This is a genomic window from Streptomyces griseicoloratus (assembly GCF_014534645.1).
Lineage (GTDB): Bacteria > Actinomycetota > Actinomycetes > Streptomycetales > Streptomycetaceae > Streptomyces > Streptomyces griseicoloratus.
Genome location: NZ_JACVQF010000186.1, coordinates 18,337 through 39,911 on the forward strand (window position 1 = coordinate 18,337; position 21,575 = coordinate 39,911).

At 72.7% G+C, this 21,575-nt stretch carries 17 protein-coding genes and 3 pseudogenes; 12 read left to right on the plus strand and 8 right to left on the minus strand.

The genetic code is table 11. The features are described 5' to 3' along the window. Positions 1 to 298: 298 nt before the first annotated feature. The 5 genes from H0H10_RS13000 to H0H10_RS13020 are packed head-to-tail and all read left to right on the plus strand — an operon-like array spanning position 299 to position 5,873. Positions 299 to 1,984: an ABC transporter substrate-binding protein gene (locus H0H10_RS13000; RefSeq protein WP_188181083.1), complete on the plus strand. Its 1,686-nt coding sequence runs from the start codon at positions 299 to 301 to the stop codon at positions 1,982 to 1,984. A 52-nt stretch (positions 1,985 to 2,036) separates the two neighbouring features. After that, a complete protein-coding gene (locus tag H0H10_RS13005) occupies positions 2,037 to 3,026 on the plus strand; it encodes an ABC transporter permease (RefSeq protein ID WP_188181084.1) in 990 nt (329 codons plus the stop codon). Between the two features lie 20 nt (positions 3,027 to 3,046). Continuing rightward, positions 3,047 to 4,054: an ABC transporter permease gene (locus H0H10_RS13010; RefSeq protein WP_309141781.1), complete on the plus strand. Its 1,008-nt coding sequence runs from the start codon at positions 3,047 to 3,049 to the stop codon at positions 4,052 to 4,054. Next, positions 4,051 to 4,974 (plus strand): ABC transporter ATP-binding protein, encoded by a 924-nt coding sequence (locus H0H10_RS13015; protein ID WP_188181085.1) that lies wholly within the window; start codon positions 4,051 to 4,053, stop codon positions 4,972 to 4,974. The genes H0H10_RS13010 and H0H10_RS13015 overlap by 4 nt, the downstream gene beginning before the upstream one ends. After that, the gene (locus H0H10_RS13020; RefSeq protein ID WP_188181086.1) at positions 4,971 to 5,873 is read left to right on the plus strand and encodes an ABC transporter ATP-binding protein; all 903 of its coding nucleotides are present in this window, start codon (positions 4,971 to 4,973) and stop codon (positions 5,871 to 5,873) included. Before H0H10_RS13015 ends, H0H10_RS13020 begins: the two co-directional genes overlap by 4 nt. A gap of 64 nt (positions 5,874 to 5,937) precedes the next feature. On the opposite strand, the gene H0H10_RS13025 is transcribed toward H0H10_RS13020, so the two are convergent. Next, positions 5,938 to 8,121, minus strand: coding sequence for an alpha-galactosidase (locus tag H0H10_RS13025; protein WP_188181087.1), 2,184 nt, complete (start codon positions 8,119 to 8,121; stop codon positions 5,938 to 5,940). Positions 8,122 to 8,270: 149 nt separating this feature from the next. On the opposite strand from H0H10_RS13025, the gene H0H10_RS13030 reads away from it, so the two are divergent. From H0H10_RS13030 to H0H10_RS13050, 5 genes and pseudogenes are all read left to right on the plus strand, one after another. After that, positions 8,271 to 10,766 (plus strand): glycoside hydrolase family 2 protein, encoded by a 2,496-nt coding sequence (locus H0H10_RS13030; protein ID WP_188181088.1) that lies wholly within the window; start codon positions 8,271 to 8,273, stop codon positions 10,764 to 10,766. Next, entirely contained in the window at positions 10,763 to 11,626 is an 864-nt protein-coding gene (locus H0H10_RS13035) for a LacI family DNA-binding transcriptional regulator (RefSeq protein WP_188181089.1), read from the plus strand. The genes H0H10_RS13030 and H0H10_RS13035 overlap by 4 nt, the downstream gene beginning before the upstream one ends. Then, positions 11,623 to 12,177 (plus strand): glycosyl hydrolase 2 galactose-binding domain-containing protein, encoded by a 555-nt coding sequence (locus tag H0H10_RS13040; RefSeq protein ID WP_373566833.1) that lies wholly within the window; start codon positions 11,623 to 11,625, stop codon positions 12,175 to 12,177. The genes H0H10_RS13035 and H0H10_RS13040 overlap by 4 nt, the downstream gene beginning before the upstream one ends. Before the next feature lie 49 nt (positions 12,178 to 12,226). Further along, positions 12,227 to 12,430, plus strand: a pseudogene (locus tag H0H10_RS13045) (hypothetical protein); the annotation flags it as partial. Further along, positions 12,427 to 13,455, plus strand: a complete 1,029-nt coding sequence (locus H0H10_RS13050) for a LacI family DNA-binding transcriptional regulator (protein ID WP_188181091.1) — start codon at positions 12,427 to 12,429, stop codon at positions 13,453 to 13,455. The pseudogene H0H10_RS13045 and the gene H0H10_RS13050, both read left to right, overlap by 4 nt. Here the strand turns inward: H0H10_RS13050 and H0H10_RS13055 are convergent. Then, positions 13,452 to 14,029: pseudogene (locus H0H10_RS13055) on the minus strand (CobW family GTP-binding protein); the annotation flags it as partial. The gene H0H10_RS13050 and the pseudogene H0H10_RS13055 overlap by 4 nt on opposite strands. A 72-nt stretch (positions 14,030 to 14,101) precedes the next feature. Further along, a pseudogene (locus tag H0H10_RS13060) lies at positions 14,102 to 14,278 on the minus strand (ABC transporter ATP-binding protein); the annotation flags it as partial. 169 nt (positions 14,279 to 14,447) lie between these two features. Here H0H10_RS13060 and H0H10_RS13065 point away from each other — a divergent pair. After that, entirely contained in the window at positions 14,448 to 15,275 is an 828-nt protein-coding gene (locus tag H0H10_RS13065; protein WP_309141782.1) for an alpha/beta fold hydrolase, read from the plus strand. Positions 15,276 to 15,311: 36 nt separating this feature from the next. Here H0H10_RS13065 and H0H10_RS13070 read toward each other — a convergent pair whose 3' ends face one another. From H0H10_RS13070 to H0H10_RS13085, 4 genes are all read right to left on the minus strand, one after another. After that, on the minus strand, positions 15,312 to 15,965 hold the full coding sequence (locus H0H10_RS13070; RefSeq protein ID WP_188181092.1) for a phosphoribosyltransferase: 654 nt from the start codon (positions 15,963 to 15,965) through the stop codon (positions 15,312 to 15,314). Positions 15,966 to 15,991: 26 nt separating this feature from the next. Continuing rightward, complete coding sequence (locus H0H10_RS13075; protein ID WP_188181093.1) at positions 15,992 to 16,495, minus strand: hypothetical protein; 504 nt, start codon at positions 16,493 to 16,495, stop codon at positions 15,992 to 15,994. Between the two features lie 153 nt (positions 16,496 to 16,648). Continuing rightward, the gene (locus H0H10_RS13080) at positions 16,649 to 17,200 is read right to left on the minus strand and encodes an SRPBCC family protein (RefSeq protein ID WP_188181094.1); all 552 of its coding nucleotides are present in this window, start codon (positions 17,198 to 17,200) and stop codon (positions 16,649 to 16,651) included. Positions 17,201 to 17,294: 94 nt separating this feature from the next. Then, the gene (locus H0H10_RS13085) at positions 17,295 to 19,217 is read right to left on the minus strand and encodes an NAD(P)-binding protein (protein WP_188181095.1); all 1,923 of its coding nucleotides are present in this window, start codon (positions 19,215 to 19,217) and stop codon (positions 17,295 to 17,297) included. Positions 19,218 to 19,507: 290 nt separating this feature from the next. On the opposite strand from H0H10_RS13085, the gene H0H10_RS13090 reads away from it, so the two are divergent. Further along, entirely contained in the window at positions 19,508 to 20,881 is a 1,374-nt protein-coding gene (locus H0H10_RS13090) for a PP2C family protein-serine/threonine phosphatase (RefSeq protein WP_188181096.1), read from the plus strand. Positions 20,882 to 20,923: 42 nt separating this feature from the next. Here the strand turns inward: H0H10_RS13090 and H0H10_RS13095 are convergent, their stop codons facing one another. Then, positions 20,924 to 21,358, minus strand: coding sequence for a TIGR03618 family F420-dependent PPOX class oxidoreductase (locus tag H0H10_RS13095; RefSeq protein ID WP_188181097.1), 435 nt, complete (start codon positions 21,356 to 21,358; stop codon positions 20,924 to 20,926). Positions 21,359 to 21,575: the final 217 nt, after the last annotated feature.

Sequence of the window (21,575 nt, forward strand, 5' to 3'; positions counted from 1 at the left end):
GGTCCCTCCGGTGCACCGGGCCCAGTTTATTTGCAGTACGACGTAACCGACCGGCGGGTGCCGGTCGTCCGGCCTCCTCCGAGGCCGCAGGCGTTCCGCCTGGCCGTGGCACCGGAGCGGGGACCACGCGGGCCGACGGCGCGGGGGGCGCGCCGGCCACTGCCGGCCAAAGGCCAAGTCGAAGTGTTGACTTCTTTCTTCGCCAGCTTAACAATCTCGACACATGTGCGTGGCCCGGCCCTCCCAGGGAGCGTGGCCCCGGCCGTCCGATATGGACCTCCCCAGGAGAGTGGGTCGTATGTCCAGATATCAGATCAGGTTCCGCAATGCCTGTGTCGTGGGGGTGGCGGCCATCGGCCTCGCCGCGTCGGGATGCACCGCCGACGGGGGCGGCAGCGGTGCCGGCGGCTCCACCACGCTGGTCGCCTACACCGGCCAGAGCGGCGACTACCAGATCAACTTCAACCCGTACTCGCCGACGATGATCGACGGCCCGGGCTCCATCTACGAGCCGCTGTTCTTCTACAACGTCGCCCGCAAGGACGAGCCCAAGCCCCGCCTGGGCACGGAGTTCTCCTGGAACGACAAGGGCACCGAGCTCACCGTCACCCTGCGGCAGGGCGTGAAGTGGACCGACGGCCGCCCGTTCACCGCCGACGACGTCGTCTTCACCTTCGACATGGTCCGCGACAACCCGACCATGAACAGCACCGGGTTCACCGGGAAGACGACGGCGGTCGACGACACCCACGTGAAGATCACCTTCGACAAGCCCTCGTTCAGTGAGGGCCCGCAGATCCTCGGCAAGTTCTGGATCGTCCCCAAGCACCTCTGGGCGAAGATCGGCAAACCCGCCGAGGACGTGATGAAGAACCCCGTGGGCACCGGCCCCTTCAAACTGGCCGAGTTCAAGCCGCAGGCCTTCACGCTGGAGGCCAACCCCGACTACTACGACGGCGCCCCCGCGCTGAAGAAGATCCGCTACGTCGCGCTGTCCGGCAACCAGTCCGGCGCCGACGCGCTCAAGGCCGGCCAGATCGACTGGCAGACCGGCCCCGTCCCCGACATCAAGAACGTCGAGAAGAACTACCCCGGCTACCGGGCCATCACCGTCCCGATGAACCAGGCGGCCCTGTTCACCTGCTCCAACGCCGACCTGGGCTGCAAGGGACCGCAGACCGACCCGGCGGTGCGCAAAGCCGTCTACTACGCGATGGACCGCACCCAGCTCAACGCGCTGGCCTTCGAGAACACCGCGAGCGAGATATCCCCCGGCTTCGCCCTGCCCGGCCGCGACAAGGCGCTGGTCTCCGACAGGCTCAAGGACCCCGTCGCCCCGATGCAGCCGCAGCCCGGCACCGCCAGGCGACTGCTGGAGGGCGCCGGCTGGACCAAGGGGTCCGGCGGCATCTACACCAAGGGCGGCAGGCAACTGGCCCTGACCGTCAAGGTCGTCGCCGGCTGGACCGACTACATCACCGCCGTGAACACCGCCGCCGAGCAGTTGAAGAAGGCCGGCATCAAGCTCACCGTCCAGCAGCTGTCCTGGAACGAATGGTCCGACGCCCGCGGCCGCGGCCAGTACGAGCTGCTGATGGACTCGCTGTACCAGGGCCCGGCGCCCGACCCGTACTACCTGTACAACTACTTCTTCTCCAGCAGGACCACCGCACCCGTCGGCCGGACCGCCAACCCCAACTTCGCCCGCTTCAAGGACCCGAAGGTGGACGAGGCCCTCGCCGCCCTGGCCGGCATCGCCATGGAGGACACCGCGGCCCGGCAGCCGTACTACGACACGATCCAGACCCGGATCGAGGAGTCGATGCCGTACATCCCGATGCTCACCGGCGGCACCACGAGCGAGTTCAACGCCAGGAAGTTCACCGGCTGGCCCACCCAGGACAACCTCTACGCCTTCCCCGCGGTGTGGGGCCGCCCCGACAACTCGCAGATCTACCTGAACCTGAAGCCCGCCGGCGAGTGAGGCCCGGACAGCACATGCGCACCCAAGAGCCCAAGGTGATCGGCGGCATCGGATGACGTACTTCGCCCGCAAGATCGGTTTCTATCTCGTCGCCCTCTGGGCCGCCCTCACGCTGAACTTCTTCATCCCCAGGATGATGCCGGGCAATCCGGTCGACACCCTGATGGCGAAGCTCCAGCAGCGCGGCGGAACGGTGGACCCGGCGGCCCGCAAGGCGTACGAGCTGCTGCTCGGCGCGGACCGCAGCGAGTCGCTGTTCCAGCAGTACGTCTCCTACCTGGGGAACGTCCTGCGCGGTGACTTCGGAGTCTCGGTGAGCGCCTATCCGGCCCGGGTGTCCGAGGTGATCGGCCAGTCGCTGCCGTGGACCATCGTGCTGGTGGGCATGGCGACCCTGATCTCCTTCGCCCTGGGCCTGCTGCTCGGCACGGTGGTGGGCTGGCGGCGCGGATCCTGGCTGGACTCCGTGGTCCCCGCCACCACCGTGCTGGCCGCGGTGCCCTACTTCTGGCTGGCGCTGGTGCTGGCCGCACTGCTGTCGTCCACCCTGCACTGGTTCCCGCTGCTCGGCGGCTACGACGTGGCCCTGCAGCTGGGCTGGAACCGGGAGTTCATCTCCTCCGCCGTCTACCACGGCACGCTGCCCGCGCTGACCATCGTGATCTCCTCCGTCGGCGGCTGGCTGCTCGGGATGCGCAACATGATGGTCTCCACGATCTCCGAGGACTACATGCTCACCGCCCGCGCCAAGGGACTGCGCAACCGGCGCATCATGGTCCGCTACGCGGCGCGCAACGCGGCGCTGCCCTCCATCGCCGGCTTCGCCACCTCGCTCGGCTTCGTCGTGTCCGGCTCGGTCGTCACCGAGCAGGTCTTCTCCTATCCCGGCGTCGGCACCCGGCTGCTGCAGGCCGTGCAGAACAACGACTACGCCCTGATGCAGGGGATCTTCCTGGTCATCACCGTGGCGGTCCTCGGCGCCAACCTGCTGGTGGACCTGCTGTACGGCGTGATCGACCCCCGCACCCGAACGAGCCACTGACCAGGAAGGAACCCACTCCCGTGACCAGTGTCATCCCGCCGGACCGGGCCCTTGAGGAGTCACCTCCGGGCACCGGAGACGGCACGGCGGCCCTGCCGCCCACCGCCCGCCGGCGCGGCGGCCGGCGGGCTCTGCTGCCCACCTGGTCGCCCAAGCTGGGCATCGGCCTCGGCCTGGTCGTGGCGATCGCGCTGTTCGGCCTGATCGGCCCGCTGTTCACCGGGGACCCGGACACCATCCGGAACATCGGCCTGACCCCGCCCAGCGGTGAGCACCTGCTCGGCACCACCCAGACCGGGCAGGACGTCCTCGCCCAGCTGGTCCACGCCACCCGCGGCTCACTGCAGATCGGGCTGCTGGTCGGCGTGATGGCCACCGCCCTGTCCGCGCTGTTCGGCATCATCGGCGGCTACGCGGGCGGCTTCGCCGACGAGGCGTTCTCGCTGTTCTCCAACGTCATGCTGGTCATTCCGGGACTGCCCCTGGTGATCGTCATCTCCGGCTTCGTCCCCGCCGACCAGCGTGGCTCATGGACCATCGCCGTCGTCCTGGCGATCACCGGCTGGGCCGCGGCGGCGCGCGTGCTGCGGGCCCAGACCCTGTCGCTGCGGGGCCGCGACTACGTCGCCGCGGCCCGGGTGGCCGGGGAGAAGCCCTGGCGCGTGATCTGCGTCGAGATCCTCCCCAACCTGCTGCCCCTGCTCGCCTCGCAGTTCGTCTTCTCGGTGATCGCCGCCATCCTCAACGAGGCCGGCCTGTCCTTCCTGGGCCTCGGCGCCTCCAACTCCTCGACGCTGGGGACGATGCTGTACTTCGCACAGAACGGTTTCGCCCTCCAGCGCGAGGCGTGGTGGTGGTTCGCACCGCCCGGCGTGGTCATCGCGGCCTTCGGCTGCGGACTCGCACTGATCAACTTCAGCCTCGACGAGATCATCAACCCGCGGCTGCGCGAGGCGGGCCGCAGGCGCAGGGCCGCGGCCAAGGCCGGCCGGGACACCGAGCGCGTCACGAGGAGCACCGCCGCATGACGAACGACATCGCACCGGCTGCCGCACGGCCGGCCGCCGGGAACACCCCGCCCGAGGCGGTGCTGACCGTCCGCGACCTCAACGTCGTGTATCGGACCGACCCACCCGTCCACGCCGTCAAGGACGTCTCACTGACCCTCAACCGGGGCGAGATCCTGGGCCTCGCGGGCGAGTCCGGCTGCGGCAAGAGCACCCTGGCGTACGCGGTCAACCGGCTGCACGAATGGCCCGCCGAGGTCACCTCCGGCTCCGTCACCTTCCACGACCGGGACGGCGGCGACCTCGACCTGCTGGCACTGCGCGACGAGGAACTGCGCCGGTTCCGCTGGGCCAAGCTCTCCATGGTCTTCCAGGGCGCGATGAGCGCGCTCAATCCGGTGATCTCCGTACGGGCCCAGCTGGAGGACGTCCTCACCACCCACCGCCCCGGCATGTCCAGGCAGGAGCGGCGGGAGCGCTGCGCCGAGGTGCTGCGGCTCGTCGGCGTCGAGCCCCGCCGGATGCACTCCTTCCCGCACGAGCTGTCCGGCGGCATGCGGCAGCGCGTGATGATCGCCATGGCCCTGCTGCTCGACCCGCAGGTCATGATCATGGACGAGCCGACCACCGCGCTCGACGTGCTCGTCCAGCGCGGCATCCTGCGCGAGATCCTGCGCCTGCGCGACCGGCTCGGCTTCGCCGTCGTCTTCATCACCCACGACCTGCCGCTGCTGCTGGAGCTCAGCGACCGCATCGCCGTGATGCTGCGCGGCGAGATCGTCGAGTACGACACCGCCGAGACGATCCACCGGCGGCCCCGGCACCCCTACACCCGCACCCTGCTGGACTCCTTCCCCAGCCTCACCGGCGACCGCGGCGCCTTCCTGCGCACCGGTGCGGCCGCCCGTTCCGACGCACCCGGAGAAGAGGACGCGCGATGACCACGCTCGAAGTACGCGACCTGGTCAAGGACTTCACGCTCCGCTCCGGACTGCGCCGCTCCAGGCTGCGGGCCGTGCACCGGGTCGGGTTCACCCTGGTGCCGGGCCGGACCGTCGCACTGGTCGGCGCCTCCGGCTCCGGCAAGTCCACCGTCGCCCGGATGATCGCCCGGCTGGAGAAGCCGACCTCCGGCGCCATCACGGCCGTCGACTCCGCCGGGCGGCGGGTCGAGGACCCGCGCTACCGGGACCACGTGCAGATGGTGTTCCAGGACCCGTTCGCCTCGCTCAACCCGTTCCACTCCGTCGAGCACCACATCGCCCGGCCCCTGCTGCTGCACGGGCGCAGCCGCGGCCGCGACGAGACCCGCGAGCGGGTGGCGCAGCTCCTGGAGCGGGTCAGCCTGCCGGCCGCCGCGGTCATGGACCGGCGCCCGCACGAACTGTCCGGCGGCCAGCGCCAGCGGGTGGCCATCGCCCGTGCCCTCGCCCCGGGGGCACAGGTCGTCGTCGCCGACGAGCCCGTGTCCATGCTGGACGTCTCCAGCCGCCTCGGCGTGCTCAACCTGCTGGCCAGGCTCCAGCGGGAGGACGACCTCGCCGTCCTCTACATCACCCACGACCTGGCCACCGCACGGCACTTCTCCGACGACATCCTGGTGATGAACCGCGGCCGGGTCGTCGAGCGGGGCCCGGCCGACGACGTCATCCTCGGCCCGCGGCACCCGTACACACAGCTGCTGGCCGCCGCCGCCCCCGACCCCGAGCTGCGCGGCCGCCTCGGCTCGGCGGAGCCCGAACCGGAGACGGCCTCCGACCGCGACCACCTCACCTACGACCACTTCGCCGGGCGCTGGATCGACGTCGACGCCGAGGGCACCGACGCCGCGGCGGCGTGAGCCCCGCGCAAGCCCGGCCACCGGGGGCCGACGGGCCGACCGCCGGCCCCCTGCGGGCCACGCGCTACCGCCGCGTCGCCCGCAGCAGGACCATCCGCTCCGGGTACAGCACAGGCGCCTGCACCCCCGCCTGCGCGAGCACGGAACCGGGAAGGTCGACGCCCTGCGGCGTCCACCACGGCAGGTGCGCCCCCCAGTGGTGGGCGTTGCCGTCCGGTACGTCGCCGGGGGCCTGCGGGCGCACCCGGTAGACGGCGTGCGGGTCCAGGCCGGGCAGCCGGACCGGTCCGGTGGGGTACAGCTCGGACGTACCGGTGGCCACGAGGGCGTAGACCGCGTCGGACCGGTCCTCGGCGACCACCCCGTGGACCGAGTAGGCCGGGTCGGGATGGTCGCCGTGCACCGCGGTGCCCGAGTGCAGCAGCGGGCGCAGCTCCTTGTACAGGGCCACCCACTCGGCCAGCCGCTCCAGGTCGGCCGGGTCGGCGGACGTCAGGTCCCACTCGATGCCGAAGTGGCCGAACAGCGCGGTTCCGGCACGGAAGTCGAGGGGATGGGTGCGCCCGGTCGTGTGCGACACCGGGGAGCCGACGTGCGTGCCCATCAGCTCCAGCGGGACGAGGGCGTTGGTCCACCGCTGGATCTGCTGCCTCTCCAGCGCGTCGATGCAGTCCGACACCCACACCCGGTCGGTCCGTTCCAGGATGCCCAGGTCCACCCGGCCACCGCCGGAGGAGCACGACTCGATCTCGACGCCGGGGTGGCGGGCGCGCAGGTCGTCCAGCAGGCGGTAGACCGCCGCCGTCTGGTCGTGCACCCCGGCCCGGCCGCCCGGCTGGTGGCCCGCCTCCACCAGGTCCCGGTTGTGGTCCCACTTCAGGTACGCGATCGGGTACGCGGACAGCAGGTCGTCCAGGCGTTCCAGGATGTACGTGTACGCCTCGGGGCGCGCCAGGTCGAGGACCTGCTGGTGGCGGGCGGCGCCGGGCAGCCGGCCGCCGGTCGCCATGATCCAGTCCGGATGGGCGCGGGCCAGCTCGGAGTCCTCGTTGATCATCTCGGGTTCCACCCAGAGCCCGAACTGCAGGCCCAGCGCGGTGACATGGTCGATCAGGGGGCCGAGGCCCTGGGGCCAGACCTCGGGGGAGACGTACCAGTCGCCGAGCCCCCGCCGGTCGTCGCGGCGCGCGCCGAACCAGCCGTCGTCCAGCACGAACCGCTCGGCGCCCACCGCGGCGGCGGCGTCCGCCAGGTGCCGCAGACGCTTGAGGTCGTGGTCGAAGTAGACCGCCTCCCAGGTGTTGACGACCACCGGCCGCGGTGAGCGCGGATGGTGCGCCCGGGCGCGCAGATGGCGGTGGAAGCGGGCGGACACCTCGTCCAGACCGCGGCCGTAGGACCCGTACTGCCAGGGCGTGCGGTAGCTTTCGTCCGGGCCGAGCAGCACCTCGCCGGAGAGCAGGAGTTCACCGGAGCCGAGCAGCGACACGGAGTGGAAGGTGCGCTCGGCGAAGGTGCGGTGATTGCCCGACCATGCGGTGTGCACCGCCCACACCTCGCCGCCGCGGTTGCCGAAGCCTCTGGTGCCGGCGGCCAGCAGATAGGCCGAGTCGTAGCCGGTGCGGCCGGTGCGGTTCTCGCGCAGGCGCAGGCCCTGGGTGAACGCCGTCCGCTGAGGGCTGCGTTCGCGCAGGTGGTGCCCCGTGAAGTCGAGCAGTTCGGCGGCCGCGGCGGGGACCGGCAGGGTCAGGTTGACCGCGTCCACCGCGAACGGGGTGCTGCCGCGGTTGGTCACGGTCGCGCGCTGGCGCACCAGTCCCGCCGGGGTCAGCTCGACGACCAGTTCCAGGTCCAGGCGGGCGGCCGGGTCCTGGGCCTGGACGAGGAGGCGGCCGGGCCGGTCACCGGACGGGGCCGCGTCCTCGGCGAGTTCGGCCCGGACCACACGGAAGGCGGTCGAGAAGTCCGCACCGTCCCGGCTGCCCACCAGCCCGGGGGTGCCGAGCCAGCCCGCGGACTGCTCGGGCAGCACGGACACCTCGACCGGCCCGTCGACCGAGAACCCGATCGGCTGGGGGCGCGACGACAGCCGCAGCGCCTCCAGGGCGGCGGCGGACAGGTCACCGAGATCGGCGCCCCAGTGCAGGACCCGGGGAAGGGTGCCGCCGGAGGTGTCCAGGACGAGCGAGGTACCCGAGGCACGCAGGAGAACCAGGCCGTGCGGGGGGAGAAGCGAGTCAGTTGTCACGTGGAGGCTTTCTCGAGGGGAGCGGGATGACCACCCGTTGACTTACTTAATTTGCCGACGTAAGAATCGTAGGCGCTTCCGCCGGGGAACAACAGGGGTCCGGTGCAGACGGACTCGCCCCGGATCGCCTGGATCCGACAGGAGTGAACATGGCACAGACGCCCCTGCACGAGGGCTGGCTGCTGAGCACCACCCGCGGGCCGGTCCCCGAGACCATCAGGGGACGTGAGATACGTGCCGTGGTTCCGAGCAGTGCGCACCTGGATCTGATGGCCGCCGGGCTGATACCCGACCCCTACCTCGACCGGGGCGAGGAGGAACTGACCTGGATGCACCGCACCGACTGGCGGTACCGGCTCGCCTTCGACGCGCCCGCCGCGGCGCCGGACGAGCTGGTCGACCTGGTCTTCGACGGGCTGGACACGGTGGCGACGGTGACCCTCAACGGCCACGTGCTGGGCACCACCGCCAACATGCACCGCTCCTACCGCTTCGACGTGCGTGACCACCTCGCCGACGGCCCCAACGAGCTCGTCGTCGACCTCCGCTCGGCACTGGAGTACGCCGAGGAGACGGAGGCGGTGCTGGGCCGCCGCGAGCACGTCTACCCGCACCCGTTCAACATGGTGCGCAAGATGGCCTGCAGCTTCGGCTGGGACTGGGGCCCCGACCTGCAGACCGCCGGGATCTGGAAGCCGGTGCGGCTGGAGCGCCGGCGCACCGCGCGGCTGTCCCGGGTGCGCCCGCTGGTGAGCGTGGCCCCGGACGGCAGCGGTGTGGTCGAGGTCCACGCGGACATCGCACGCACCCGTGTCGCGGGCGCGGTGGACGAGCCCGCCGTGGAACTGTCCGCGCGGATCGCGGGATCGAGCGCCCGGACCGTGCTCGCCGCGGGCGCCACCACCGCCGTACTGCGGCTCACGGTGCCCGACGCACGGCTGTGGTGGCCCGCGGGATACGGCGAACAGCCGCTGTACGACCTGGAGGTGGTCCTCACCGGACCCGGACCTGACGACGCGGAGCTGGACCGCTTCCACCGCCGGGTTGGCTTCCGCACCGTCACCGTCGACACCACGCCCGACGAGACCGGGACCCCCTTCACCTTCGTCGTCAACGGCACGCGGATCTTCGCCAAGGGAGCCAACTGGATCCCCGACGACCACTTCCTGACCCGGATCACCCGCGAGCGCCTGGAGCGCCGCGTCGACCAGGCACTGGGCGCCCACATGAACATGCTGCGCGTCTGGGGCGGCGGCATCTACGAGACCGACGACTTCTACGAGGTCTGCGACGAGCGCGGCATGCTGGTCTGGCAGGACTTCCCGTTCGCCTGCGCCTCCTACCCCGAGGAGGAGCCGTTGCGCGGCGAGATCGAGGCCGAGGCCCGGGAGAACGTCGCACGGCTGGCCGGCCACCCGAGCCTGGCCCTGTGGAACGGCGGCAACGAGAACCTGTGGGGTTTCGCCGACTGGGGCTGGCCCGAGCAACTGGCCGGCCGCACCTGGGGACTGGGCTACTACACCGAACTGCTGCCCCGGATCGTCGCCGAGCTGGACCCCACCACGCCCTACGCCGACGGCAGCCCGTACACCCCCGGTGCCCCGGTCGGCGGCATCCACCCCAACGACCAGGACCACGGCACCCGCCACGAATGGGAGGTGTGGAACCGGCTCGACTACACCGCCTACCGCGACCACACGCCCCGCTTCTGCTCGGAGTTCGGATTCCAGGGGCCGCCCACCTGGGCCACGCTCACCCGCTGGATCCACGACGAACCGCTCGGCGCCACCTCGCCCGCCTTCCTGCTCCACCAGAAGGCGGAGGACGGCAACGCCAAGCTGGACCGCGGCCTCGAGCCGCACCTGCCCGCCCCGCGCAGCTTCGAGGACTGGCACTGGGCCACCCAGCTCAACCAGGCCCGGGCCGTGGCCTTCGGCGTCGAGCACTTCCGCTCCTGGTGGCCGCGGACCGCCGGCACCCTGGTGTGGCAGCTCAACGACTGCTGGCCGGTCACCTCCTGGGCCGCGGTGGACGGCGACGAGCGCCCCAAGCCCCTGTGGTACGCGCTGCGCGACGCCTACGCCCCGCGCCTGCTCACCTTCCAGCCCCGGGCGGGCCGGCTCGCCCTCGCCGTCGTCAACGACACCGGTGAACCCTGGACCGGGCACCTGACGCTGGAGCGCCGGACGCTCCAGGGAGCGGTTCTCGCCGATGCTAAAGTCGACATCCAGGCGGCGCCCCGTTCGGTCGTGCTCATCGAACCGGACGACGCACTGCTCACCCCGGACGATGTCAGGCAGGAGGTGCTCGTGGCGTCCTCGAAGGACGTGCGCGCCGTCCACACCTTCTGCGAGGACCGGGACCTCGCCTACCGGCCCGACGCGCTGAGCGCCGAGGCGCACGCCGTGCCGGGCGGATACCGGGTCGACGTCCGCGCCCGCTCCTTCGCCCGCGACATCGCCGTACTCGCCGACCGGGCCGCCCCCGACGCCGTCGTGGACGACATGCTGGTCACCCTGCTGCCCGGCGAGACCCACTCCTTCCACGTCCGCACCGACCGCGTCATCGACCCGGACGTCCTGACCTCCGCCCCCGTACTGCGCTCGGTGAACAGCCTCTGCCACGCCCTGCCGGAGACCGAATGAACCCCGCCTCCCGTGCTCGCACGGGTCCGGGAGCCCTGGGCCTCGTCCTCGCCAGCTCGACCCGCCTGCTCGGGGTGGAACCCTTCTTCATGGAGTTCATCGCCGGGATGGAGGAGAGCCTGGTCGCGCGGGACATGTCGGTGCTCCTCCACGTCGTCACCACGCACGAGGAGGAGATCGCCGCATACCGCCGATGGGCCGAGGGCCGCCTGGTCGACGCGGTCGCGGTGGTCAACCTCACCGAGGGCGACCGCAGGCCGCAGGTGCTGCGCGAACTCGGCCTGCCGGCGGTCCTCGTCGGCACCTGGGAGGGCGATCCGGGGATGCCGGTCGTCCGCACCGACGACGGCAAGCCCGTGCGCGACGCCCTGGCCCGCCTCATGGAACTGGGACACCGCAGGATCGCCCGGGTCGGAGGCCCCCCGTCGCTGCTGCACACCGGGGCACGCCTGCGCGCACAGGAGGAGGCGTGCAAGGAGGCGGGCATCGAGCTGCTGGTCGTCGACGGCGACTACTCGGCGGAGGCCGGGCAGCGGCTCACCGCCGAACTGCTCGGCCGTGACCAGCGGCCCACGGCGATCCTGTACGACAACGACGTGATGGCCGTCGCCGGACTGAGCGCGGCCAAGGAACTGGGCCTCGCGGTGCCCGGCGACCTCTCCCTCATCGCCTGGGACGACTCCACCCTGTGCCGGCTGGCCTCCCCGCCGCTGACCACCATGACAGTGGACGTCCACCGCTACGGCGTCCTGGTCGCCGAGGCGGCCCTCGACTGCATCGACGGCCGCCCCGCCCAGGACCGCTGGTCGCCGGCCGCGCACTTCGTGCCCCGGGGATCGACGGGGCCGGCTCCCGAGTGACACCGTGCTTCGGTGAGCACGGCGGGGCCCTGCTGCCCGCCCGGGTGCCCGGCTGCGTCCACACCGATCTGCTCGCCGCCGGGCTGATCCCCGACCCTCACGCCGGTCCGAACGAGCGCGACGTGCAGTGGATGGGCCGCCGTGCGTGGACGTACAGCCGCGCGCTGGACCCCGAGGACACGGCCACGGGCGCGCACGAGCGCGTCGACCTGGTCTTCACCGGCCGCCACGGCGGGCTGTACGTCGAGTTCGCCTCGGCGTACGAGGAGCCGGAGTCCGTGCGGTCGCGGACCGGTGACCGGCCCAACGCCCACCCCGGGGGCCCGACGCCGGCGACCGCCGGGATGTGGCGTCCCGTCCGGCCGGAGCGCTGGTCGACGGCCCGGCTGGCCGGGGTGCGCCCGCTGGTGACGGTCGCCGGCGGCACGGGACGGGGTGGAGGCGCACGTCGACGTCGAGCGCACCGAACAGGGCGCCGGCCGCGCGCTCGCGGTGCGCGCCGTGGTGGCCGCGCGGATACGGCGACCAGCCGCTGTACGACCTGGACGTGACCCTCGTCGAGGAGGGCCCCGAGGAGCGGCTCCCGGGGGAGCCACTGAAGGTAACCTCGACGTCGTGGTGACAGCACACACCCTCATACGAGACCTGCTCCTGCAGGCCGACCGGCTCGGCCCGCACGCTGCCTGCGACACCGGCCTGCGCACCCTGCTGCCCGGCGAGAGCGTCCGGCTGGGGATCCGGGGCGCGGCCGAGACCGGCGCCACCGCCGTGCGCGCGGCCCTCTTCTGCGTGGAGCCGGCGTGAGCGCGTCCACCGAGCGCGTCACCATCAAGGACGTCGCCGCGGCCGCCGGGGTGTCCAAGGGCGCGGTGTCGCTGGCGTTCAACCAGAAGCCCGGCGTGTCCGAGGCCACCCGGGAACGGATCTTCGCCGTGGCCCGGCAGCTGGGCTGGGCGCCGAACTCCTCGGCGCGCAGCCTGTCCCGGCAGTCGGTGGACGCCATCGGGCTGGCCATCTGCCGGCCCGCGCGGCTGCTCGGTCTGGAACCGTTCTACATGGAGTTCGTCTCCGGCATCGAAAGCATCCTCACCGAACGGTCCTGCTCACTCCTGCTGCGCCTGGTGGGCAGCCTGGAGGAGGAGATCCACCTCCAGGAGCGGTGGTGGCGGGAGCGCCAGGTCGGCGGCTCCGTCCTGGTCGACTTCCACCGGGAGGACCCGCGCATCGCCCCGCTGCGCAGGCTCGGACTTCCCGCCGTGGCGGTCGGCCACCCCTCCCTCACCGGTGGTTTCCCCTCGGTGTGGACCGACGACGCCACGGCCGTCGCCGAGGCGGTGCGCTACCTGGCGGCCCTCGGGCACCGGCGCATCGCCCGGGTGGGCGGCCCGGCGGGGCTCGGCCACAGCGCCATCCGCTCGGCCGCGTTCGAGGAGACGACGGCGCAGCTCGGCCTCGACGGCGGCCTGCACCTGGAAACCGGCTTCTCCGGGGAGGACGGCGCCCGTGCGACACGGTCGCTGCTGCTGGCGCCCGACCGGCCCACGGCGATCGTCTACGACAACGACATCATGGCGGTCGCCGGCCTGGGCGTCGCCGCCGAGATGGGCCTCACCGTGCCGGACGACCTGTCCCTGCTGGCCTGGGACGACTCCCAGCTGTGCCGGCTGACCCATCCGACGCTGTCGGCCATGAGCCACGACGTGCACGCGTTCGGCGCGCAGGTGGCACGGCTGCTGTTCGACGTGATCGCGGGTGGCGACGTCCCGTTCCGGCCCGTGGCGACACCCTCGCTGGTACCCCGCGCGTCGACGGCGCCGCCTCGTCCCTAGGGGGCCGGAGCAACGTGCTCGTGGTCGCAGACGTCCCCGGTGTCCCAGGCGGGGAACGGGTCGGTCGCGGGCGCGGCTTCGCCTTCGGCCATGAGACAGCGCGAGAGGGCGTCGCGCAGCCCCGCCGCCCGCAGGCCGACGCCGATGAACACCAGCTCTCTTGGAGCGCAGGACCCGCCCGTGCCGGCCGCTGTCCAGGTCCCCGGTGACGAAGTCCCACAGGCGTCCGGGACGGAACGGGGAGGCGGACCGGAAGACCAGTGAGGAGATGCCGTACTCCTCGGTCTCCGGGACGTGGTCGCCGTTCAGCTCCCGCACCCAGCCCGGCGCCTGCTGCGCGCGTTCCAGGTCGAAGCGGCCCCTCTGCAGGATGTCGCGGGCGTCGACACGGCCGTGCACCCGCGGTCACCAGGCGGGCCTCGGGGTTCAGGCGGGTCAGTACCCCGCGCAGCCGGTCGGTGTCGGCCCGGTCGACCAGGTCCAGCTTGTTGAGCACCAGCACGTCGGCGAACTCCACCTGGTGGGCCAGCAGGTCGCTCACGGTGCGTTCGTCGTCCTCGTACAGGGCGAGGCCGTGGCAGGGGTAGGGGGTGCGGGGGCGTGGGACTGCGATCGCGGCTTCTGTCGGCTCGGGGGCTGCCGGAAGTCAGGCGGCGTCCCAGAGGCGGGCGAGTGCCGATGTGCTGAGGACCTGTTCGGGACGCCCCTGCTCCGCCAGGTGGCCGTCGCGGAGCAGGAGGCAGGTGTCCGCCGAGCGTGCCGCTTCGAGGTCGTGGGTGGCCTGGACGACCGTCACTCCGTCGGTGACCAACTCGGCCAGAAGGTCACGTCCGTGACCCTGCCGAAGAGCACGAACGAACTGTCCGGCGTCGCCGCGGCCCACTGATCCGGCGCCCGCCCGCGACCCGGCCCTGCCCGTCACAGGTGTGAGCGCCGGGGTCCACGGGAACCCGGAGGCCCGCGAGCGAGGGGCCGACCGGAGGAGGCGCCGAGTGGCAGCGCGACGACGGACGGCTCGACCGCCGGCCGGTGCGCCGGCACCGCCGTTCCCCGAGGGCACCGACATCTCCTTCTACGAAGGGGAGTTCGGGCGCATGCGCAGCCGCGCGGTGGGCCGGGCACGGCCGCCCCTGCCCGAAGCCGTGCTGGTCCAGGGAATGGGCGTCTCCGACTACCTCCTGCCCGCACTCGCGGCGCTCGGCCGCTGGACACGCGCCCACCTGCTGGAGCTGCCCGGCCTCGCGGGCAGCGGGGAGCCGCCGCACGAGCTGGACGTGCCCGAGTACGGCCGTTGCGTAGCCGAGTGGCTGCGGGAGCGGTGCCCCTCGCCCGTGGTCCTGCTGGGCCACTCCAGTGGCACCCAGATCGCCGCGCGGGCGGCCCTGGACGCCCCCGGAGTCGTGGCGCTGGTGCTGGCGAGTCCCACGGTCGACCCCGCCGCCCGCAGTCTGCCCCGGCTGCTGCTGCGCTGGCGGCTGGACTCCCGCCGGGAACCCTCCGGCCTGTCGGAGTCCCACCGCCCGGAGTGGAAGCGGGCCGGGCTGCGGCGCATGGTCCACATGGCCCGCGTCCACGTGGCCGACGACCTGGAGGAGTCCGTGACCCGGCTGCGGGTGCCCCTGCTCGTGATCCGAGGCAGCGAGGACCGGATCAGCACGGCCGAGTGGGGCCGCGGGCTCACCACGCTGGTGTCCGACGGGACGTACACCGAGGTGCCGGGAGCCCACACCTTCGTGTGGCCGGCCCCGGACGCGTGGTGCGGGCCCGTGCGGGACCTGGCCGAAAGGACGGGGCACGGCTCCGGCCCCGCCGGCGGGTGAGTCCGGCCGTCCGGTCCGGCCCCGGTGACGCCGCCGTCAGACCGTCGGATGCAGTTCCCGCAGGGCCTGCAGTACCTCCTCGTCGGAGACCTGGTGGAAGTCGGCGTACCACTCGCCCACGGACCGCAGGCGTTTGGGCTGGTGCAGGCAGATGATGTCGTCGGCCTCGCCCCGCAGCGCAGCGGCCGTCGCGGGGCTGCACACGGGCGTGGCCAGGGTGAGCCGCTGCGGGTCGCGGCGCCGCAGATGCCGCAGGGCCGCGCGGGCGGTGACGCCCGTGGCCAGGCCGTCGTCCACGAGCACGACGCTGTGGCCGCGCACGTCCACGGCGGGTCGCCCCCCTCGGTAGACCCGCTCGCGCCGGTGCAACTCGGTGCGCTCGCGGGCCACGTCGGGGCCCAGCTTGTCCTCCGAGAGGTGCATGGCTTCCAGCCCGATGCGGTCGAAGACCGGCGGATCGTCCCCGGCGATCGCCCCGATACCCACCTCCGGAGCCCCGGGCACGCCGATCTTGCGGACGACCAGGACGTCCAGGGGCACCTTCAGCGCCCGGGCGATCTCCGCCCCGACCGGGACACCGCCGCGCGGCAGCGCCAGCACGGTCACGCCGGTGAGATCACCGCTGCCCGCCCACTCCAGCAGTCTGGCGGCCAGCTCCTGCCCGGCCTGCCGACGGTCGCGGAATCGCACGGCTCGCTCCCTCGTCGCCGGCGGGCTCACAGCCGGGGCTTGACCTGGAAGCGCGGCCCCATGTCCGGTCGGTCCGACCCGGAGAGTTCGGTGACCAGGCGGTGGACCTGCGTCAGGTCGTGCAGCAGGTCACGGGTCTCCTCCGCCGGCAGCCCGGCGGTCCGGGCGATCTCGTCCAGGTCGACGGCCTCGCCGTCGTGGCGCGCCTGCGTCTCGCTCAGCGCGACGAAGACCTGCTCGTGCTCGGCGCCGTAGCCGGGGCGGCCGCGCCCCGTGAAGGTCCGCCCGGCCTCCTGCGTGGGCCTGCCCGTCACCTCCTGTTCGCCCGCGCCCGCGGCGGGCCACTGCTGCTTGCCCCGGTGGACCGTTCCCATCCGCTCCTCGTGGGTGTCGTGACCGGTCAGATGCGTGCGCTGCTTCGACGCCCCGGTCGTCCCGCTCCGGGCGCTGGGAGACTCACCTGCCCGTCGGGCCTCGTGGGCCGCCGCGCGGCGCTGCTCTTCGTCGCCTTCCATCTTCTTGCGCACCATGATTCGCTCCGTTCGTCCCCGACCCGGGTAACCGCCATCCCCCCGGCACTCACCTCCCGGTGCGCACGAACCTCGCAGCGCACGGCGGGCCCGCGCCGGACGGTCGGCCGCCGGCGGACTCCGGTCCGGTGACGCCGGCCTGCTCCCGGTCCCTCACGTATTCCCCGGAGCAGGCCGGCCGTCCGCCTCCGCGAGATCCTTCATCCCGCGCAGCGACGCGTCGATGTTCGCGCGGAGCTCCCCGAGGCGGTGGGCGACCACCTCCTCCTCGCGGTCGGGCATCCGGTCGATGGCCAGGCTGACCCCGGAACGCCCGGGCCCCACGCGCACCGACTGCCTCAGACGTGTACCCGAGACATCGGGCTCCAACTCGAAACGCCAGGTGGCCATGGGCTCGTCCGGGGCCGGCCCGGACCCGGCGAACCTGCCGTCCTGGTCCAGGACGACCCAGCCGAACACCCGGGGCTCGTGCAGTTCCACCACGCGGGAGACGGTCCGCCACTCGCCGAGCAGGGGATGGCGGTTGTACCCGGCGAAGGCCGCACCCACGGCCGGCCCGGCCGCGCCGTCGATCCATTCCACCCGCTGCAGTTCGGGACTCAGCCGGGCGGGCAGGTGGATGTCGGTCACCAGGGCCCAGACCCTCGCCCGATCGGCCCGGATGTGGACCTCGCAGGTCACGGTCGGTCCATCGGCGTACTTCACGTCGCCCCCCCCGTGTCGTCCGGATCGCCGTTCGCATGGTGCGTAGGCCGGATGCTAGCCGGGCGTCGTGGCCGGCAGCCGGGCGACGCCCGGATCACAGCAGGTGCGCCACCGCCCGGTGGGCCGCGTCGAAGGCGGCGTGCGTGTAACCGAAGGCCTCGGCGTCCGAGTTGGCGATCGCGATCCTGCCGACCGGGCGGCGCGCCTTCACGTACGGCCGCTGCGGCTCGGGCAGGAACAGCGCCGGGTCGTCGAGGGAGTTGTACTCGTAGGCGTAGCCGTGCGCCCAGCGGTTGACGGTGATGGCGGTGATGCCGCGGCCCGGGTCGAAGCCGTACGCGCCCAGGGAGCGGGCCATGGAGTCGCGGATCTCGCGTTCGAAGTCCTCGAAGGCCATGCGGATCAGGGTGCGCCGCCCCGCCTTGTGCTGCTCGCGGCAGACCAGGCCCGGGGAGTTCGGGGTGGCCGACAGGGACACGACGGTGGGCAGCTCGGGGCGGTGCGGCATGCTGAAGTCGCCGATCTCGGTGACCGTCGGCAGGCCGAATCCGGAGAAGAACATCGACGGGGTGCTCACCCGGGAGACACGCGCCCTGGCGAAGGGCTGCCAGTCCCGCAGCGCCACCCGCGCGTACACCAGGGGCACCTTCACGCCGTACCGCATCGCGGCGGCCTGGTCGGCCGGCAGTTCCGGGACGACGTAGGAGGTGACGGAGTTCCAGCAGGCCATCACCACGCCCTTCGCGCGCACGCGGTGGCTGCGGCCGTCCCGGGAGTAGTCGACCACCGCGCCGTGCGGGCCGTCGTTGCGGACCTGGAAGGCCGTGCTGGACAGCCGGATGCGGACGCGGTTGCCCGGGTGGTCGAGGCGGGAGTAGTCCGCCTTCGCGGTGACGATCTCCCGCCAGTCGGGCCCGCGCACGTCGAAGGCGTGCGGGACGAGCCTGCTGACCAGCAGCCTGGCCAGCGAGGCGTTGCCCTCGGGGAAGTAGAAGTTGCCGTCCTCCTCGGTCGCCGCCAGGTGCATCAGCGGGGTGGCGCCCGCTCCCGGCCACGGCGTGTGGGCGAGTCCCAGACCGTCGAAGCCCGGCTGCCCGGTCGCCCAGGCGTCGGCCGCGGCCACTCGGTCGACGTCGACGCCCCACAGCCCGTTGGTCCCGCGCCTGACGATCTCCAGGGCGTCGTCGTCCAGGCCGATCTTCTCGCGCAGATAGGTCTCGTAGGGGGTGCGGGCCAGGATCTCCTTCTTCTGGGCGTCCGTCAGCCCGGGGTAGTGGTCCCCGGCGGAGGCGTACAGCCGCACCAGCGCCGCCCGGCTCTCCTCGGACAGGGGGAGCCTGGTGACGTACGACGCCCAGGACTCGCCCGGCTCCCGGATCACCAGCCGGTCCTCGCCCCAGCGCTCGGAGTTGAACAGGGTGCCGCCGCGCAGCGAGTACCGCGCGTAGGCGTCGTCCTTGACGGTGGCCTCCAGTGCCTTCAGGTCCACCCCGAGGTCTTCGGTCAGCAGGTCGCGGGCCTCGCGCGACCAGGTGCTGGGGGTGTCGATGTTGACGGTGCCGCCGTTGGACAGCAGCATCGTCCGGCCGACGTGGAACTCGTTGCGCCGCGCGTGACCGCCGAAGTCGTCCAGGGCGTCCAGGACGAGGACGCGTGCCCGCGGGCCGGCGTGCTTGCGGTACAGGTACGCCGCGGCCAGGCCGCTGAGGCCGCCGCCGACCACCACGAGGTCGTAGGACTCGTGCGTGTCGACGATGTGCCCCGGTGCGAAGTCCCCGTCCCGTACGGCGTGTGCCACCTCGTACGCCCCGGGCTGCTGCCCGCGCAGACCGGTCCCGGTGGGCGGGTAGGGCACCGGGGGTCTGCCCTGCCCGTGGCCCGGGGCGTGTGCGTGCGCGGCGCCGGGAAGGGCCGTCGCCGCGGCCGCGGCGACGGTGGTGACGGCCACCCCGTCCAGGAAGTCCCGGCGCGTGATCTTCCGTCCCATACCGAGCTCGTGATCGCTGAACCTGGCCATGCGAGACCCCCACATCGATCTGCGGATTTCGGAGCGGAGCTGCGTGCCAGGAATGCTAACGAGTCGTATCTCCGATTATGAAGTACGAATTCCGTCGCATACACGGCCTTTTGATGCGGGATCGGTAAGCCGGGTCGTCGGGGTGCGGGGCGTGTCACCGGTCGCGGGGCGGGAGGAAGCGTGGCACGGTGCATGCGCCGTGGGCGGCCGCACCGGCCCGTGCGCCCCGCCCGCATGCGCGTCGTGCAACAGGGGCACCCGGAGCTGACAGCGGAAGTGAGGCGGTGGTGATGGCGGAGGACTGGCTGGAGCCGCGGGGCACGGGTGACGCCCGGCAGCCCGAGGAGCCGTACATGTCACTGCTCGACCTGCCGCTCAGCTCCGATCTGAACCGCATCGGCGAGCAGCTGCACGCACTGGCCCGTGCCCAGAGCACGCTCCAGGAGCTGCTCCAGGCGGTGGTGAACATCACCGGCGAACTGGAGCTGCCCGCGGTGCTGCGCCGTATCGTCCGCACCGCCATGGACCTGGTGGGCGCCCGCTACGGCGCCATGGGCGTGCTCGACGAGGACGGCAGGTTCCTGGAGGAGTTCATCCCCCTGGGACTCACCGCGAGGGAGCTCGCGGCGCTGGAGGGTGTGGAACTGCCCCGCGGACGGGGTCTGCTCGGACACCTGATCCACCACCCGGAGCCGCTGCGGGTCAAGGACATCGCCCGCCATCCGGAGTCGGCCGGCTTCCCGCCCGGCCACCCGCCCATGCGGACCCTGCTCGGCGTCGCCATCAGCGTACGCGGCCGGATCTACGGCAACCTCTACCTCTCCGAGCGCGAGGACGGGCAGCCCTTCGACCGGCACGACGAGGGCGTGGTCCGCGCACTCGCCGGCACCGCCGGCGTGGCGATCGAGAACGCCCGCCTCTACCAGCAGGTCCGCAACAGCGCCGAACAGTTCCAGCGGCTGCTGCTGCCCCGGCTGCCGGACCTGAGACCCTTCGCCGCCGGGGCGGCCTACCGCCCGGCGAGCGCCCCCGCCGCCGTGGGCGGTGACTGGTACGACGCGATGCTGCTGCCCGACGGGGCGTGCGCGGTCGTCATCGGCGACGTGGTGGGCCACGACCTGCGGGCCGCGGCCGACATGGCGCAGCTCCGCAACATGCTGCGGACCCTGTCATACGACCCGGCCGTGCCGCCCAGCACCTCCCTGGCCCGGCTCGACCGCATCCTGCAGGTCGTGGACGAGGCCCCCCTCGCCACCGCCCTGCTGGCCCGTCTGGAACCGGCCGACGGAGCCTGGCAGCTGCACTGGTCCAGTGCCGGGCACCCGCCGCCGCTCCTGCTGCTGCCCGACGGGCGGGTCCGCTACCTGCACACCGAGCCCGGGGTCCCCGTCGGCGTGGCCGTGGACCTGCCCCGGCCCGACCACAGCCAGGCGGTACCGGTGGACAGCACGGTCGTCCTCTACACCGACGGCCTGGTGGAGATCCCCGGCCAGCCGCTGGACCGCGGACTGGACGCGCTGGCCGTCACCGCCGCGCGGTACGCCGGACGGACTCCGGAGGAACTGTGCCGGGCCCTGGCCGAGAACCATCCCAGCGACGGCCACGACGACATGGCGGTCATAGCCCTGCGCACCCCGCCGCTGACGGGCTACGCCCGCACCTGAGGCGGGGCGCCCGGCCGGGCGGGCCCGGCGCGGGACGCGAGGTCACCGGCCGCCGGCTCCGGGGACGTCCGGGCGGGGCCGCACGGTGCCGAGGAAGCGCCGCACGCTGATCTCGATCACGACGCGCGCCGGGTTCGCCCGCGGCTGCCGGTAGCGTGCGGCGTAGCGGGCCTCCGCGTCGCGGACGGCGTCCGCGTCGTCCCGCACGGTCGCGGTCCCCTCCAGGGTGGACCAGCGGCGGCCGTCCACCTGGCTCACGGCGACGACGGGCCGGTCCGCCCGCTCGACGTTGCGGACCTTCGCGGTGTCGCGGCTCGTGATCACCCGCGCCGTGCGGGTGGCGTGGTCGTACGTCACACCGACCGGCACCAGGTGCGGGCTCCCGTCGGGACGCGGTGTGGACAGGAAGCACACCCGGCGCTCCTGCCAGAACCTCTCGAAATCGGCGTCCGCGTCGTCCCGCTGCTCAGTGTCCATCGGCCCTCCTCACGACCGGGGCCGGTCGTGCCCACGCGCCCGTGGCACGTGTCCGGGCCACGCCGCCGGTGATCACCGCGCCATCATACGAGACACGCCCGACGCGGCCCGGTGTGGGTGAAACGGCGGAACGCACGGGCGGACGGGTGACCGGGGCGGGCGGAGCGGGAAACCGTGTCCGGAAGATCCGAGCACGGTCGACGGGACGGAGAACACA

What these genes read in the sequence shown, in the direction of transcription:
- H0H10_RS13035 (WP_188181089.1), top strand. Translation starts at nt 10,763, where the DNA reads ATGAACCCCGCCTCCCGTGCTCGCACGGGTCCGGGAGCCCTGGGCCTC.
- H0H10_RS13075 (WP_188181093.1), bottom strand. Translation starts at nt 16,495, where the DNA reads ATGGTGCGCAAGAAGATGGAAGGCGACGAAGAGCAGCGCCGCGCGGCG.
- H0H10_RS13095 (WP_188181097.1), bottom strand. Translation starts at nt 21,358, where the DNA reads ATGGACACTGAGCAGCGGGACGACGCGGACGCCGATTTCGAGAGGTTC.
- H0H10_RS13000 (WP_188181083.1), top strand. Translation starts at nt 299, where the DNA reads ATGTCCAGATATCAGATCAGGTTCCGCAATGCCTGTGTCGTGGGGGTG.
- H0H10_RS13005 (WP_188181084.1), top strand. Translation starts at nt 2,037, where the DNA reads ATGACGTACTTCGCCCGCAAGATCGGTTTCTATCTCGTCGCCCTCTGG.
- H0H10_RS13085 (WP_188181095.1), bottom strand. Translation starts at nt 19,217, where the DNA reads ATGGCCAGGTTCAGCGATCACGAGCTCGGTATGGGACGGAAGATCACG.
- H0H10_RS13030 (WP_188181088.1), top strand. Translation starts at nt 8,271, where the DNA reads ATGGCACAGACGCCCCTGCACGAGGGCTGGCTGCTGAGCACCACCCGC.
- H0H10_RS13015 (WP_188181085.1), top strand. Translation starts at nt 4,051, where the DNA reads ATGACGAACGACATCGCACCGGCTGCCGCACGGCCGGCCGCCGGGAAC.
- H0H10_RS13020 (WP_188181086.1), top strand. Translation starts at nt 4,971, where the DNA reads ATGACCACGCTCGAAGTACGCGACCTGGTCAAGGACTTCACGCTCCGC.
- H0H10_RS13090 (WP_188181096.1), top strand. Translation starts at nt 19,508, where the DNA reads ATGGCGGAGGACTGGCTGGAGCCGCGGGGCACGGGTGACGCCCGGCAG.